Annotated in this window: 13 protein-coding genes; 9 read left to right on the top strand and 4 right to left on the bottom strand. The window is 59.4% G+C overall.

The window, feature by feature from the left end:
* The 7 genes from C7H10_RS19085 to C7H10_RS19055 all read left to right on the top strand — a co-directional run.
* Positions 1-1,341, top strand: a 1,341-nt coding sequence (locus C7H10_RS19085; protein WP_106696115.1) for an S-type pyocin domain-containing protein, incomplete at its 5' end; no start/stop codon positions are given.
* Positions 1,338-1,589 (top strand): bacteriocin immunity protein, encoded by a 252-nt coding sequence (locus tag C7H10_RS19080; protein WP_058090833.1) that lies wholly within the window; start codon positions 1,338-1,340, stop codon positions 1,587-1,589. The genes C7H10_RS19085 and C7H10_RS19080, both read left to right, overlap by 4 nt.
* A gap of 64 nt (positions 1,590-1,653) precedes the next feature.
* On the top strand, positions 1,654-2,796 hold the full coding sequence (locus C7H10_RS19075; RefSeq protein ID WP_106696114.1) for a sterol desaturase family protein: 1,143 nt from the start codon (positions 1,654-1,656) through the stop codon (positions 2,794-2,796).
* A 92-nt stretch (positions 2,797-2,888) separates the two neighbouring features.
* Positions 2,889-3,878: a 23S rRNA pseudouridine(2604) synthase RluF gene (gene rluF / locus C7H10_RS19070; protein WP_106696113.1), complete on the top strand. Its 990-nt coding sequence runs from the start codon at positions 2,889-2,891 to the stop codon at positions 3,876-3,878.
* Positions 3,879-3,973: 95 nt separating this feature from the next.
* Entirely contained in the window at positions 3,974-4,606 is a 633-nt protein-coding gene (locus C7H10_RS19065) for a MarC family protein (protein ID WP_106696112.1), read from the top strand.
* A 35-nt stretch (positions 4,607-4,641) separates the two neighbouring features.
* Positions 4,642-5,226 carry a gamma-glutamylcyclotransferase gene (locus tag C7H10_RS19060; protein WP_058090829.1) on the top strand — a complete coding sequence of 195 codons (585 nt, stop codon included), beginning with the start codon at positions 4,642-4,644 and terminating at the stop codon, positions 5,224-5,226.
* A gap of 135 nt (positions 5,227-5,361) precedes the next feature.
* On the top strand, positions 5,362-5,775 hold the full coding sequence (locus C7H10_RS19055) for a hypothetical protein (protein WP_146136838.1): 414 nt from the start codon (positions 5,362-5,364) through the stop codon (positions 5,773-5,775).
* Here the strand turns inward: C7H10_RS19055 and C7H10_RS19050 are convergent.
* Positions 5,753-6,682, bottom strand: a complete 930-nt coding sequence (locus C7H10_RS19050; RefSeq protein WP_106696125.1) for a DMT family transporter — start codon at positions 6,680-6,682, stop codon at positions 5,753-5,755. The genes C7H10_RS19055 and C7H10_RS19050 overlap by 23 nt on opposite strands.
* A gap of 243 nt (positions 6,683-6,925) precedes the next feature.
* Here C7H10_RS19050 and C7H10_RS19045 point away from each other — a divergent pair, with 243 nt between their 5' ends.
* Entirely contained in the window at positions 6,926-7,873 is a 948-nt protein-coding gene (locus C7H10_RS19045; RefSeq protein ID WP_106696111.1) for a LysR family transcriptional regulator, read from the top strand.
* Positions 7,874-8,032: 159 nt separating this feature from the next.
* On the opposite strand, the gene C7H10_RS19040 is transcribed toward C7H10_RS19045, so the two are convergent.
* Positions 8,033-10,537, bottom strand: a complete 2,505-nt coding sequence (locus C7H10_RS19040) for an acyl-CoA dehydrogenase (protein WP_106696110.1) — start codon at positions 10,535-10,537, stop codon at positions 8,033-8,035.
* A 206-nt stretch (positions 10,538-10,743) separates the two neighbouring features.
* On the opposite strand from C7H10_RS19040, the gene C7H10_RS19035 reads away from it, so the two are divergent.
* Positions 10,744-12,387 carry a methyl-accepting chemotaxis protein gene (locus tag C7H10_RS19035; protein WP_106696109.1) on the top strand — a complete coding sequence of 548 codons (1,644 nt, stop codon included), beginning with the start codon at positions 10,744-10,746 and terminating at the stop codon, positions 12,385-12,387.
* Here C7H10_RS19035 and C7H10_RS19030 read toward each other — a convergent pair.
* On the bottom strand, positions 12,377-13,267 hold the full coding sequence (locus C7H10_RS19030) for a prenyltransferase (protein ID WP_106696108.1): 891 nt from the start codon (positions 13,265-13,267) through the stop codon (positions 12,377-12,379). The genes C7H10_RS19035 and C7H10_RS19030 overlap by 11 nt on opposite strands.
* A 34-nt stretch (positions 13,268-13,301) precedes the next feature.
* Positions 13,302-14,189, bottom strand: coding sequence for an AEC family transporter (locus tag C7H10_RS19025; RefSeq protein WP_106696107.1), 888 nt, complete (start codon positions 14,187-14,189; stop codon positions 13,302-13,304).
* Positions 14,190-14,272 lie beyond the last annotated feature (83 nt).

Genomic DNA, 14,272 nt, shown 5'->3' with positions numbered 1-14,272 from the left:
GAAAGCACCTCTGCAGCCATTGCAGAGAATGCCGTCACGGCCTTCGAAAAACGCTTCGGTGACCGGCAAGCGTTTCCTTCCAGAGGCACCGCCTACGCTCATTCCGATAGCCTGCCACCACCGCCCAAGCTCGACTACACGCCGGAACCCCCGGTGATTGAGCCACCACCTGAGCCTCTACCCCCGCCGGTGGTGATCTCGGAAAACTTTGGGCTTCCGCCCCTGGGGCCCAAGGTATTCGCCAAGTCTTGCACCCGGCCCTCCGGGGATACCGACAGTAATGAGGGCGAGGAAAAGGCCAGCAATTTCGGCACCCTTGCGATGCTTGCCCCCGCCACGGTCACCAGCCCTGGGGCAAACGGCTTGCGGCCGCTGGGCCTGATCTCTGGTTCGGCAATGAGACTGGCAAAAGGCTGGGCCATGGCCGCGCGCATTGGTGCCGGAGTACTCAGCACCGCCGGCAGTGCAGTGCTGTTGGCACTCTGGCCATCCAAATTGGGCGACAGCACCCTGTACACCGAGGAAGAACTGCTTGAGATGGCTGAGGCGGCCATTCGGGTGCGTTTTCATCTGCACGTGGATGCCACCGGAAACCTCCGGGTGGCCGGCTATCACGTCAACGACAGCACCGGATACAAAGACCGGGTTCCGGTTGCTCACGCAGAGCTCAAGGGCGAGAATTTTGAAGTGGTGGTTGATGACGACTTCACCCTCGTGTGGTACCCGGATGACAGCGGCCACCGCCCGGTAGTGAGCACCGAATACCCGGCGGATTCCGGTATTGATCCCTACAGCATTCTGGTGACACCCATCCAGGAGGATGGCCAGGAACATTCGCCACCCGGCTACCAGCAGCCCTTTGAGGATCAGGTTGAGCTGATCGTGAGCTTTCCGGCGGACAGCGGGATTGAGCCGTTGTATTTGGTTTTCCGGAAGACTGCTCGCGATGAACGAGGGGTGGTCACTGGAGGCGGAGAAGAAATTACCGGAATCTGGTTAGAGAATGCCTCAAGAGATCTTGGAGCGCCGATACCTGCACAGATTGCAGATCGGCTTAGGGGGCGTGAGTTCGCGAGTTTTGATCGGTTTCGAGAGGCATTTTGGCTAGAAGTTTCCGGAGACCATACGTTGCTCTCCCAATTTAAAGGCTCAAACCAAGAGCTAATAAAACAAGGTTATGCTCCTTTCCCTAGATTCAGAGATCAGGCTGGCGGGCGTGAGAAGTATGAGATACACCACCTAGAAGAAATTCAAAATGGCGGGGCAGTCTATGACCTCGACAACATGACGATCACTACCCCAAGAAACCACATTCGAATTCATTCAAAGGGCAATCTATGAAAGATAGGATTGAAGAATACACCGAAGCCGAGTTCAAAAAGCTCGTTCAGGACATTTGCTCTGTCAATGTAGCCAGTGAGGATGAGCACACGCAACTAGTTAGACTGTTCTGCCGTTTGACACAGCACCCTGATGGCTCAGACCTGATCTACTACCCTGACGATGAGGCTGATGCCACTCCTGAACGGATTACTGAAATTGTAAAGAATTGGAGAGCAGATCAAGGATTACCTGGATTCAAGCGATAGTTTTTTCCGCAACACAAATATCGCAAAGGGAAAACCGGGACGGATCTATATTTGCAGGGAACGCATGAACACGGAACACGATACAGATTACCAATACCGCGAGCGGCTGGTGGTACCTCGTCCGGAAAAAGAGCTTCGCTTTCGGAACGGACGAATCCCCGGATATTTTTCGATATTTCTCGGCGGCTTGAGCCTGGCGGCGGTGCTCGCCTACCTGTTCCCCTCCTACCTGACCACCACTGATCTTCGTGCTGCGTATGATGCCGAGGCGCTTCAGGATGTCTTAAAGTACGGCATGTGGTTCTCCCTGTTTTTTGGCATAACCACCTTTGTGCTTGATCGGCGCAAACGGCTTGGCGCTGCGGGCATTGCCATGACGCTGATCGCGTTTGCCCTGGGGGGTTACAATGTTCCTGTTGGGCCGGTGGAGCCGAAACCGCTGTCGCTCGGTGTAGACTGGCTGATTCTGGCCTTTCTGGGTTCCACTATTGTCTTCACCAGCCTGGAGAAGCTCTTTCCGAAGTATCGGGAGCAGGTCATCTTGCGGGATGAATGGGGGCTGGATTTCTTTTACTTCTGCTTGAATCACCTGCTGATCTCAGCGGTTCTGCTGTTTGGCAACTTCCTGGTAACGCACTTTGAATGGGTGGCCAGCGACAGCCTGCAGGCGGCGATTCAGAGCACGCCGTTATGGCTGCAGGTCGTACTGCTGATTCTGGTTGCCGATTTCGTGCTGTATTGGGAACACCGGGTCTTCCATGAAGTCCGTCGGCTGTGGCCTTTTCATGCGGTCCATCATTCGGTGGAAACCATGGACTGGCTGGCAGGCTCCCGTGCCCATGTGGTTCAGATCTTCATTGAACGTGGATTGGTTATGCTGGCTCTGTATCTGCTTGGTGCCAGCAAGGAAGCACTGGATATCTACGTGACGTTCGCCGCGCTGCAGGCCATCATTATCCACAGCAATCTTAACGTGCCCTGGGGGCCGATTAAGTACCTGTTGGTAACGCCGCAGTTTCACCACTGGCACCACAGTTCGGAGAAGCCGGCCATCGATACCAATTACTCGGCACACACGGTGCTCTTTGACCGGCTGTTTGGCACGTACCATTTCCCGAAGGCGCACTGGCCGGCGGAGTATGGTACCACCCAGAAACTGCCGGGTTCCTACCTGGGGCAGCTGTTCTATCCGTTCCGCAGGCGCTGACCGGCAGTTGCCGTCAGGGTGATGCAATGGGATGATGCGCGGGTTGTGTGCTGCCCGCGCATTTACCCATCATTTGAAACCGGCAGGATGTCATGGCCAACCGAACCTCCACCCGACTGAACAAATACATCAGCGAGAGCGGCATGTGTTCGCGCCGGGATGCTGACCGGTACATCGAGCAGGGCAACGTGCACATCAACGGGCGACGGGCCCAGGTGGGTGATCAGGTGTTGCCGGGCGATGTGGTGAAAGTGAACGGCCAGGTGGTGGAGCCCCGGGACGAGGAAGATCTGGTCTTCATTGCCCTGAACAAACCGGTGGGCATTGTCAGCACCACCGACAGCGCGGAAAAAGACAATATCCAGCGCTTTGTCGGCCACAGCGAGCGCATTTTCCCCATTGGCCGCCTCGATAAGGATTCCCAGGGGCTGATTTTCCTCACCAGCAATGGTGATCTGGTGAACAAGATCCTGCGGGCCGGCAATAACCACGAGAAAGAATACCTGGTGACCGTCGACAAGCCTGTGACCCGGGAGTTTGTGGAAGGCATGAGCAACGGCGTGCCGATTCTGGGGACGATGACCAAGCGCTGCAAGGTGGAGAAAGTCTCCCGGTTTGTCTTCCGGATCGTATTGGTGCAGGGCCTGAACCGCCAGATCCGCCGCATGGCGGAATACTTTGGCTATGAGGTGACGAAGCTGGAGCGGGTTCGGATTATGAACGTCAGCCTGCAAGGTTTGCCGGTGGGTGCCTGGCGGGATCTGACGGAGAAGGAACTGGCGGTACTGTTTGATGCCATCCGGGATTCGTCTTCGGAAGCAACGCAGCCGGCGGCCAGCAAGCCCCGCAAGAAACCCGCCGGGGCCAAAGGTGCCCGCCCGGGTGCCGGTGGTAAACCGGCCAGGGCCGGCGCAAAGCCTTCAGGTAAACCTTCCCCCGGCCGAGGAGGAAAGGGAGCCGGTAAAGGCACCGGCAAACCGCCTGCAGGCAAGCCTGGCCGTGGCCCGAAGGCCGGTGGGCGCACGACCGGCCCGAAAGGCAAACCCGGCAAGCCGCGCAAGCCCTCCATCAAGAAGCGTTGATCCGTTCCGCCGGCCAATAGGTTCTCTTCCTTACGGCAGAATCTGCCCACAGGCGCTATGCTTACCGGCTTTAACCCCTGGCCGGATTTGCTTGAATGTTTGAATCGTTTTTCGCCACTTACCTCAGCAGTACCATCCGTTTTCTGTTCCTGCTGGCACCGTTCTTTGTGGTCACCATGTTCCTGGCGCTGACCCGCGGCCTGCCGGCGGCGGAGAAGGCGTCGATCATTCGCCGGGCTTGTGTTTCGGCGTTCATTTTGGGTGTGGTGCTGTTCTTTGCCGGGCCGCTGTTGTTCAGCGCCATCGGTATTACCTTGAACTCTTTCCGCATTGGCGCCGGCAGCCTGCTGTTCCTCACGGCTATCAGCCTGGTGACCAGCGGCACCCGTAACCATGCCACGGGCCTGCCGGAAGAAGACCGCGACGATATCGCCGTGGTGCCCCTGGCCATTCCGGTGATGATCGGCCCGGCGACCATCGGTGCCATCATGGTCTACGGTGCCGAGCTGAAATCTGTTCACGAAGTGGCTGGCGGTTTGCTGGGTCTGGTCTCCGGCTTGCTGATTCTGGCGGTGTTGTTGCGGTTGTCCGGCTACCTGGAAAAAGTGCTGGGTAAAACCGGCCTGAACATCATGTCGAAAATCAGTGGCCTGATTCTCTCTGCCATGGCGGCGGAAATCGTGCTGACCGGTATCGCCGGCTTTATTGCAAGCACTCAAGGCGCCTGACAGAATCAGGCCTTCGTATCGTCTGCAGGTTTGTTATGCCCGCCAACACCATTGATCACAATCGTACCCGCTACAACTTTGACGGCATCGACTCGGTCTGGTTGTTCGGTTACGGGTCTTTGATTTACAAGGTGGATTTCCCGTTCCTGGAACAGCGGCCGGCCTCCATTCGCGGTTGGGCTCGCCGGTTCTGGCAGGGTTCCCACGACCATCGTGGCACGCCTGAGGCTCCTGGCCGGGTGGTCACGCTGATCGAGCAACCCGGAGCGGTCTGCCGGGGCATGGCGTTCCGGGTATCGCCGAATGTCTTTGAGTATCTGGATGTGCGGGAGAAAAACGGTTACCTGCGCTTCAGCACCACCATGACCTTTGACGATGGCAGCCATGCCGAGGGCTTGGTGTATATCGCCACGGAAGACAACGAAGCGTTTCTGGGCGAGGCTCCGGAAGCCGATATTGCTGCCCAGATTGCCGCAGCGGTTGGCCCCAGTGGGCCCAATTCCGAATATCTGCTCAGGCTGGCGGAGTCCCTGCGGGCGTTGGGGGATGACTGCCGCCATACCTTTTCGATTGAATCTCACCTCACCCGTTCCGGGCCTGTCGAGGCTTCGGACAGTTAAACGTCAACCCATGTAAAGCTTGTGCAAAACCGGCCCTTGGGCGCTGACATCTCCCTTCTGATCATTAATCTGGTGGCAAGGCTTCACGGAATGTTTCCGTTTAGCATGGTTCCAGTCGATAGGGACGGGAGAGTCATGATGAAACGATTACTGATCAGCAGTACCCTGATTGTCGCCCTGGGCTTTGCCGGTATGGCCCAGGCAGACGGCTACCGTGGCCACGGCCATCCGCCGGGTATCCAGAAGCAGCTGGACCGGGGCAAGGCGCTGCCACCGGGCCATCAGAAGAAAATGCTGCGTGCCGAGCATCGCCGGTCTTACCATGATCGCCACCGCGACAACCGCTATCGGGATAATCGCCACAAGCATCGGTACGACCGCCGGGACTATGGCAAAAAGCATTCCCATTACCGGTACAAACCGAAGTACCACAACCATCGCAGTGGTTACCGGTCATCCCTGGGGTACAACGACCGGATACCACCGGAGTATCGGGCAGCCCGGATCATTCGTGATACCCAGATTCTTATTGACCAGACCCGCCGGTAGGTTCGGCAACCAGCCTTTCCGGGCGCTCTTCCCGGGCTGCGGGGTTAAACCCCCGCGCCGGGGTGCGGCGCCGGTGCCGCAAGCCAATCAGCACCAGCGGCACCACAATCATCAGACTGCCGGCCAGGAACCACAGGTCCGGCACTTCACCAAACCAGATCCAGCCAATGGCGACGGCCCAGATCAGCCCGGTGTATTCGGCGCTGGTGACCTGGTTGGCATCCACCTGCCGGTAGGCCAGCAACACGGTGATGTTGTAGCCGAGGATGAACAGGGCTGAGCCGGCGGCGCTGATCAGGATCTGCGGGTTCCAGGCCGCGCCTTCCCAGAGCGCCAGGGCAGCGGCAGCCGGCACAATCAACAGGTAGTTCAGGAACAGCTTGTGGACGGTGGTCTGCTCTTTGGGCAATTGGCGCACCATTACAGCGTTGATGGCCAGGGCGAAGGCAGAGCCCAGGGCCGCAATCACTGCCCAGTTGAATTCCACCGGGCGCAGGATGACGATGATGCCGGCAAAGCCACTGAAGACGGCGGTGACGCTCAGGGGGGTGAGTTGTTCCCGGAAGAAAAAGGCGGAGAGCACCATCACCAGTATCGGGGCAGCGTAGAACAGGGCGTTGGCGGTGGCCAGCGGCAAGTTGGTGAGGGCGATCACCATGCAGACGATGCCGACCAGGTGGATGTGGGCGCGTATGGCGTGGATTCTCAGGCCGCCGAAGAGGTTCTGGCGGTCGAGTTTGCGGGCCAGGGGAATCAGGAAGGCCAGGGTCAGGAGGCAGCGCAGGAAGGCGAACTGGAAGACGGGGGCGCCGGGTTCCAGCATTTTGATAAATACATCGGAGAGGATGGCCATGGCGTTGCCGATGACCAGCAGCAGAATGGCGCTGTTGACGGTTTTGCCTGACACGTTGGTTCTCTCCTCTTTATCCTGGCCTTCGTGGTTTGGTGGAAGGATCAGGTCGGGCTGCCCCTCCGAAAACCGCTGCAAGTACATCCCTGTACGCTTGCTTTCCGCCATCCATGGCTACAAGCATTTTCGGAGGGGCAGCCCGACCTGATCCCCGAATCTCGTTGGAGAGTCTAATGAAATGCTAATATCCGATAAAATGATGATTATTAGCCATCCATTAGAAAATTAGATACTAAACCGATGAAACTACCTCCACTGAAAGCTCTTCCCGTATTCGAAGCTGCTGCACGGCTTAACAGCTTTTCGGCGGCTGCCGAGGAACTGTCGATCACGCAAAGTGCAGTCAGTCACCAGATCAAACAGCTGGAAACCTATTTGGGTGAGCGGCTGTTCTGGCGTTCGGGCCGGAAGGTGACGTTGACGGATGAGGGGCGGCAGTATCTGGATGCGATTGGTTCGGCACTGTTGCAGATTGAACGGGCCAGTGAGCAATTGTTGGGGCATGAGGAGTCGCGGCTGAGGTTGTCGGTGTTCAGTTCGTTTGCGGTGCGCTGGCTGGCGCCGAGGTTGCCGGATTTGCAGCGTTTGCATCCGCAGATTGATCTGGCTTTGGAGATGAGCAGTGAGAATCCGGTGTTGTCGGATAGGGTGGCGGATTGTTTTATTACCATTCACCGGGATTCGCGGGCCTACAGTTACGATCTGCTTTATGAGGAGCGGTTGTTCCCGGTGTGCAGTCAGGATTATTGGCAGCGTATACGGCGGGAGTTAGGGCGGGATGCGGAGCCAGGGCGGCAGGATGAGCAGCCGATAGCGCCGGCAGAGATGGCCCGGTTTCCGTTGCTGTCGACTCACAGTATCTATGACAGGCAGGGCGGCGACTGGGAGGCCTGGTATCAGGAGGCCGGTATGAAGCTGCCTGCGTCCAGTCGGCTGCTGCATTCCAGCCATATGCTGTTGTCGCTGGAGGCGGCGCGCTTTCATCAGGGCATTGCGTTGACCAATGACTACATGCTCAGTACCCGCAAGGATTCGGCGGATTTTGTTCGGTTGCCCGCCCATTCGGTGGTGACAGGTGACAAGTTCTACTTTGCCTGGAAGACCAGTCGCCGGCGGGAGCGTGGGATTCAGACGCTGCGCCGCTGGCTGGTGGATGAGGCTATTCGGGGTGGGCTTCGTGGGGAGTAACCTTCTAGCAGCCTGCGGGTTCTGGTGTTTTGAGCAGGGCGGGGGTGCCTGTCCGGAAAACGCTCGAGCCATCCATGGGCGCTTCTGCTCCGCCATCCATGGCTCCGCACATTTTTGGGAGGCCTCCTGCCAAGGACTGACCTCCACCGAACTAAAAGGCTAGGAACCTGAGCCAGGCCGCTCTACAACCTTGCGCTTGCCCTTGGCACCTTTGGCCAGGGCTTTCAGGCCATCGGCGTCGAAGGCATCCACCCGGATGACGTCATACAGGGCTGTCAGCGCTTCTTCCATTTTCGGGCATTCGTCCGCCTTGATGATGCCCTGGGCGCAGGCCCAGTCCACCAGCTCTTTACGTTGATGGCCCATCAGCAGGGCAATGCCGTCCAGTTCGTCTTCGTCACGACTGCGGATGGCTTCGTGCAGGCGCTGGCGCATCTCGGCGGTTTCGTTGGCCAGGTTATAGGCGTTCAGTACGCGGCCCAGCGGGTCGTCGGGATCCATGTTGATAAAGGTGCCGCGGCTGATGCGTTGGCGCACCGGGGTGTCGTTCACGATGGTCGCGGCCACTTTCGCGCCCAGCTTGTCGTCCGGGCCGTTCAGGCCGGTGGCGCCGAGCGGAAACACCAGCAAACGCAGCGGCCAGCGCAGGGCCGGGACCGGGAAGTTGATGATGGCATCGCGCATGGAATCCTGCAGGTCGTGCAGGCAGGTTTGCAGGCACCATTCCACCAGGTCTCGCTGGTCGTCCGGGTAGCCCTCTTCATGCCATTGCTTGATCACCGCGGTGGCGTAATACAGCTGGACCAGGCAGTCGGCCATGCGGCCAGACAAGCGCTGGCGGGCTTTCAGGCCGCCGCCGACGGTCAGCAGGGTGACGTCGGTCATTAATGCGAAGGCAGCGGAGAATCGGCCCAGCTGGCGGTAGTATTTCTGGATGTCGCCCTGGCGTGGCGCGGTTTCCAACCAGCCCTTGCTCAGGCCCAGTACGAACGCCCGCAGGGCATTGCGGGTGGTGTGGGCCAGGTGGCGGTAGAAGATGCCATCGAATTGTTTTGCGGCCTTGTCCTGGTCTTCCATGCCGGCGGCTTCGATTTCTTCCACGATAAACGGATGGCAGCGAATGGCGCCCTGGCCGAAGATCATCAGGCTGCGGGTCAGGATGTTGGCGCCTTCCACGGTAATGCCGATGGGCACTGCCTGGTAGGCCCGGGCCAGGAAGTTACGGGGGCCGGTGATCACGCCCCGGCCGGCCACTACATCCATGGCGTGGTTAATGACTTCCCGCATCAGGTCGGTGTTGCGGTATTTCAGTACCGCCGAGGGCACGGATGGGCGAACGCCCCGGTCCAGCATGCCGGCGGTGAGCAGGCGGGCGGCATCCATCATGTAGGTGTAGCCGGCGATGGGCTCCAGGGCTTCCTGAACGCCTTCGAACTGGCTGATGGTGCGGCCGAACTGTTCCCGGGTGTAGGCGTAGGCGCCAGTGGCAAGGCTTGCAAACTTGCCGGCGCCGGTGCCGAGAGCCGGCAGGGAGATGGAGCGGCCGATGGACAGGCATTCCAGCAGCATTTTCCACCCTTTGCCGAGCATGTCCTGGCCACCGATCACCTGGTCCATGGGGATGAACACTTCGGTACCCCAGGTGGGGCCATTCATGAATACGGTGTTCATGGGCAGGTGGCGAGTGCCAGCGTTCACGCCGTCGGTCTCCCGGGGCACCATCACACAGGTCACGCCGATGTCGTCCTGATCGCCGATCAGGTGTTCAGGGTCATAGACCTTGATGGCCAGGCCAATCAGGGTCGCTACCGGGGCGAGAGTGATATAGCGCTTGTTCCAGGTGACCTTCAGGCCCAGCACTTCCTTGCCGTTCCATTCGCCCTTGCAGACGATGCCTTTGTCCGGAATGGCACCCGCGTCGGAGCCGGCCACCGGTGAGGTCAGGGCAAAACAGGGGATTTCCTTGCCCTTGGCCAGGCGCGGCAGGTAGTGGTGTTTCTGGTCGTCGGTGCCGTAGTGCATCAGCAGCTCACCCGGGCCCAGGGAATTGGGCACCATGACGGTCACCGCTGCCGATACGCTGCGGGTGGAGATTTTCATCACGATTTCGGAGTGGGCAGTGTTGGAGAAACCCAGGCCCCCGTCTTCCTTGGGAATCACCAGCCCGAAGAAGCCCTTGTCACGGATGAACTTCCATACCTTGTCCGGCAGGTCGTAGTGTTCGTGGGTGATCTGCCAGTCATCCAGCATCTTGCACAGTTCTTCCACCGGGCCGTCGAGAAACGCTTGCTCCTCGCTGGTCAGATGCGCCGGAGCGGCGTCCAGCAGCTTGTTCCATTCCGGTTTGCCGGAAAACAGTTCGCCATCCCAGTCTACGGAACCGGAGTTCAGGGCTTCCTGCTCGGTTGGCGAGAGCTTGGGCAGGCGGCTGCGGACCCAGCCCAGCAAGGGCCGGCTGAATTTGTCCAGGCGCAGGTCGCCGGGTAGGGTGATCAGTAACGCCAACGCTAACAGCAGGCCGCCGATGACAAAACTGAGAAGGTGCCAGCCGTCGTTGGCAACGCCGACGAGGGTGGCGACAGACATCACGATCGCAGCGGTTTTGCCGCCGATGCTGAAATAGATCAGCACCAGGGCACTGATAACCAGAAGCAGAACACTCATGGACAGACCTCCATATCATTACCAGATCAGGCAGATTTGCCTCTAACCATCGGCCAAAGTCCAGGCAGTTGCAAGGAAAACGGACGGTTCAATAGGGGGCTGAGTGGCAGACCGTTAAAGAATTTACAAAATCTTGCAAAAGCAATAAATCCATTCCTTTTTTTAATCGTAATTCTCTCCACTTAACCAATATGTGGAGTGCTTATATGACTGGCCAGCTCACGGTAGCAAAACGCCTGGCGTTGGGATTTGGTTTGATGGTAGCGCTGATGGTGCTGGTCAGCGTTGTAGGTAATCACCAGGTGGGATTCATTGACCGGACCCTGACCTCGGTTAATGAGGGCGCCTCACTCAAACAACGCTTCGCCATTAATTTCCGGGGCAGCGTGCACGACCGGGCCATCGCCATTCGGGATGTGGTGCTGGTGAACCGCGATGCTTCCTTGCGTGAGCATCTGCGCACCATTGATGACCTCGCGGCTATGTACCGGAAGAACGCCGAAGCCATGTCCCAGATGTTCCAGCGCCAGGGGGCCACGGATCAGGAGCGCCGTTTGCTGCGGGACATCGAAGCCACCGAGCAGCGAACCCTCGCCCTGACCGATGAGGTGGTGACTCTTCGAACCGCAGGCAATACCGAGCAGGCCCGGCGCCTGTTGCTGGATCAGGTTTCACCGGCTTACAGCGAGTGGCTGGCGCGGGTTAACGCGTTTATTGATTATCAGGAAGACACCGTTGCCGCTGACCTGGAAGAAGTGCGCGACGCCGCCAGTGGCTTCAACATCATGATTCTCTCCATCACCGGTTTTGCTGTGCTGGTCAGTGTACTGGTGGCGACGGTGATCATCCGCAAGCTCAAGCGCATTCTCGGCGCGGAGCCCGAGGAAGTGGCGGCGGCTATCCGGCAGCTGGCGGATGGCCAGTTGGAGCAAAATCTGGAAACCCGTTACCCGGACAGCGTGATGGGCGCTCTGGCGGATACCATTGACCGGCTAACGGGCATCATCCGTGAAGTGCGGTCTGCGGCCGAGGAGTTGTCCAACGCGTCTGGCGAGCTGGAAGATACTTCAGATAACAACAGCAAACAGATCCGTATGCAGGCCACTGAGGCCGAGCAGATGGCCACCGCGGTGAACCAGATGGCGGCCACGGTGAACGAGGTGGCGGGCTTTGCCGCTAACGCCGCGACAGCAACCCGCAAGGCTGACCAGGAAGTGGAAACCGGAAATCAGGTGGTCAAGGAGACGGCCAGCTCGATCACCGAGTTGGCGAACAAGCTGGAGGACGCGGCGGCTTCTGTAAGCCGGGTGTCTGAAGACAGCGGTAATATCGAGAAGATCATCGAAGTGATCAACGCCATCGCCGAGCAAACCAACCTGCTGGCGCTGAATGCGGCGATAGAAGCCGCCCGCGCTGGCGAACATGGCCGGGGCTTTGCGGTGGTGGCTGATGAAGTGCGTTCCCTGGCATCCCGTACCCAGGATTCCACCCGGGAGATTCAGGACATGATTGGCCGGTTGCAGGCCGGTGCTGGTGAGGCCTCCGGTGAAATGGAACGAAGCCGGGATCTGGCTCGGGTGACGGTTGAGAAGACCGCCGAGGCAGAAACCGCGCTTGGGCGCATCCGGGAAGAGGTGGCTTCCATCAACGACATGAATGCCCAGATTGCCAGCGCTGCAGAAGAACAGAGTTCAGTGGCGGAGGAAGTGAACCGCAACATCGCGAGAATTCACGATGCCACCATTGAAACCTCGGCCGGATCGGATCAGGTGGCCGGTGCCAGCCGGGATCTGGCCGTGCTGGCGGGTCAGTTGCGCTCACGGGTCAGCGTGTTCCGGTTCAGAGGCTGAGCCCGGCCATCAGCAATGCCAGGGTCGACAGCAGGGTGACCACATTGGCACCAAGCAACCGGTTAAGTTCGCCTGCTCTGTCCAGGACATGGGGCAGGCGCACGCTGATCCACAGGGCCAGTGGCAACGGCAGCAGGGCGATCAGTGCGGTGGTCGGCAGAATCCCGGCCAGAATGCCGGCTCCGATCAGCAGATAACTGCCGGCAAGCAGGCCTGCCACTACCGTACTGGCGGTTTCCGGCCCAAGGGTGATCACCAGGTGCCGGCGGCCAACCTGCCGGTCGGCATCCGCGTCGGGTATCTGGTTGATCAACAGCAGCTCGCAGACCAGAAGCAGGGCGACGGCTGCGCAGATAAGGGCGGCGGCGTCCAGCCGGGCACCCAGGGCCACCAGGGTGCCCAACACCATCACCGGGCCAAAGCCAATGCCCGGTGCCAGCAGGCATAACAGCGGCGACCGGGTGATCCAGCGGGTATAGGTCAGCACCAGTACCACCCCACCGGCACCCAGAACGAACATGGGCAAACCCCGAAGCCACAAAAAGTACACGCCGATGGCGACCACCAACCCCAGGGTGCCGAGCCCGGCCCACAATACCCGCCGCGCTGCGGAAGGTACTTCGGGTAGCGCGCCGCTGCCGCCGGAGAAAGGGGTGCGCCGGGTGATCAGGTCCAGTCCGGACCGGAAATCCTCATATTCATTGAGCAGGTTAACCGCCGCATGGGCCAGCACGGCACCCACAAACACCAGCAGGGTGTCGATCAGCGCCGGAGGCTGGCCCTGTTGCCAGGCAACGGCCAGGCCCAGTCCCACACACAGTGGCGCAAGCAACAGGAAGTTCGGGCGGGCAGCGCGCACCACCGCAACCGTTTCAGACATCCGCTTTATTCATCCATGTGAAGTGGTGAGCTGGTCAGACGTAGCCAGCGGCGAACACCAGGCCCAGGACAATGGGCATGACCACCAGACTGCCCAGGTTGCTCAATAATACCAACGATGCCACCGCGTGGGGTTCCTGCTGATACTGCTCCGCCACCATGTAGTTGAGCACCGCAGGCGGGAGCGCCGCAAACACCCACAGGCAGGCTACCTGAAGGCCCGGCAGGTCGAGCAGGGCAATCATCGGCCAGGCCAGCAGCAACCCGCTGACCGGGCAGGCAATGGCGCCAATCAGCCCCAGTTTCCAGTCCCGGAAATCCACATCCAGCATCCGCACCCCCAGGGCAAACAGCATCAAGGGGATACACACGCCACCCAGCATGTTCAGGGTTTCCAGCAGCCAGCCAGGCAGGGCAACACCGCTGAAGTTAACCGTTAGCCCGGCGATGCTGGCGAACACGATCGGCAGCCGCAATCGCCGGATGATGGAGGTGTGCGGGTCCAGCATGTACAGGCCAACGGAAAAGTGTAGCAGCATCTCGACGATGAACAGTACGATCGCCGCCGGCAGTGCCGCCTCACCGAACGCCAGTACCAGCAACGGAATGCCCATGTTGCCGGAATTATTGAACATCATCGGCGGCAGGAAGGTTTTCAGGTTCAGGTTCAGAACGCGGGCCACCGGGTACAGAATGATGCCAGAACCGAGCACCACCACTGTTGCCGCCAGGGCCAGCCAGCCATAGTCCTGCAGGGGCGCCTGCTGGTCGGCCAGTACGGCAAACACCAGCATGGGCACGAACAGTTCCATGTTGAGAACGTTCAGGCCTTGAATGTCTGGTGTGCGGTAGCGGCCATACAGGGCACCGCAACCTGCAATCAGGAATACCGGCAGCATGGTAGCTAGGATCTGGCCGATCATGGGGAGAACTCCGACAAACGTTCGGGACGACAACCATCAACAAACGGTTAGGTTCGCAAGTATCGGCTCGTTTCGGCAAGCAA

The organism is Marinobacter shengliensis (genome assembly GCF_003007715.1).
GTDB lineage: Bacteria > Pseudomonadota > Gammaproteobacteria > Pseudomonadales > Oleiphilaceae > Marinobacter > Marinobacter shengliensis.
This window is presented reverse-complemented; position numbering and strand designations above follow the sequence as displayed.

Excerpts from the sequence above, each read along its gene's own strand:
- C7H10_RS19080 (WP_058090833.1), top strand. The coding sequence starts at position 1,338 with ATGAAAGATAGGATTGAAGAATACACCGAAGCCGAGTTCAAAAAGCTC.
- C7H10_RS19075 (WP_106696114.1), top strand. The coding sequence starts at position 1,654 with ATGAACACGGAACACGATACAGATTACCAATACCGCGAGCGGCTGGTG.
- rluF (WP_106696113.1), top strand. The coding sequence starts at position 2,889 with ATGGCCAACCGAACCTCCACCCGACTGAACAAATACATCAGCGAGAGC.
- C7H10_RS19065 (WP_106696112.1), top strand. The coding sequence starts at position 3,974 with ATGTTTGAATCGTTTTTCGCCACTTACCTCAGCAGTACCATCCGTTTT.
- C7H10_RS19060 (WP_058090829.1), top strand. The coding sequence starts at position 4,642 with ATGCCCGCCAACACCATTGATCACAATCGTACCCGCTACAACTTTGAC.
- C7H10_RS19055 (WP_146136838.1), top strand. The coding sequence starts at position 5,362 with ATGATGAAACGATTACTGATCAGCAGTACCCTGATTGTCGCCCTGGGC.
- C7H10_RS19045 (WP_106696111.1), top strand. The coding sequence starts at position 6,926 with ATGAAACTACCTCCACTGAAAGCTCTTCCCGTATTCGAAGCTGCTGCA.
- C7H10_RS19040 (WP_106696110.1), bottom strand. The coding sequence starts at position 10,537 with ATGAGTGTTCTGCTTCTGGTTATCAGTGCCCTGGTGCTGATCTATTTC.
- C7H10_RS19035 (WP_106696109.1), top strand. The coding sequence starts at position 10,744 with ATGACTGGCCAGCTCACGGTAGCAAAACGCCTGGCGTTGGGATTTGGT.
- C7H10_RS19030 (WP_106696108.1), bottom strand. The coding sequence starts at position 13,267 with ATGTCTGAAACGGTTGCGGTGGTGCGCGCTGCCCGCCCGAACTTCCTG.
- C7H10_RS19025 (WP_106696107.1), bottom strand. The coding sequence starts at position 14,189 with ATGATCGGCCAGATCCTAGCTACCATGCTGCCGGTATTCCTGATTGCA.